This window comes from Streptomyces capoamus (genome assembly GCF_014654935.1).
GTDB lineage: Bacteria > Actinomycetota > Actinomycetes > Streptomycetales > Streptomycetaceae > Streptomyces > Streptomyces capoamus.
In genome coordinates, this window is record NZ_BNBF01000009.1 from 39,333 (window position 1) to 39,772 (window position 440).

Below are 440 nucleotides of genomic sequence, written 5' to 3' on the forward strand. Positions count from 1 at the left end.
CCGACGCGGCGACCTCCGTCCTGATGTTCATGTTCCACCACTTCCTGCGCGAGGGGGGCATGCCGCCGGCGGACGCGCTGCGCGAGGCACAGCTGTGCATGGTGGGCTGCCGCAAGCCCCCGGAGCAGATGCCCCGGAGGCTGCGCGGGTACTTCGGCTCGGCCGCCGAGCCCGACACGGCCGCGTGGGCGGCGTTCGTGCACATCGGGCGCTGACGGCACCGGTCGTCAGTCCCGCGGGACGCTGACGGTCACCGTGAGGATGGCGGTGGTCCAGTCGCCGGCCTGCGGACGCACCACGTCCGCGTCCCGGTGCAGGGCCACGAGCCCGAGACGGTCCAGCACGCCGGCGTAGCCACCCGGCCTGCCGCGTACCGCCGTCGCCGCCGGCTCGCCGAGGCGGCCCAGGTCGAACGCCTGGGAGGAGAACGGCACCTCCGA

Annotated in this window: 2 protein-coding genes; one reads left to right on the top strand and one right to left on the bottom strand. The window is 74.8% G+C overall.

All coding sequences use genetic code 11. The features are described from left to right. Positions 1 to 215, top strand: a 215-nt coding sequence (locus IE312_RS16150) for a CHAT domain-containing protein (protein WP_189982359.1), incomplete at its 5' end; no start/stop codon positions are given. 12 nt (positions 216 to 227) lie between these two features. On the opposite strand, the gene IE312_RS16155 is transcribed toward IE312_RS16150, so the two are convergent. Continuing rightward, positions 228 to 440, bottom strand: a 213-nt coding sequence (locus IE312_RS16155; protein WP_189982362.1) for a hypothetical protein, incomplete at its 5' end; no start/stop codon positions are given.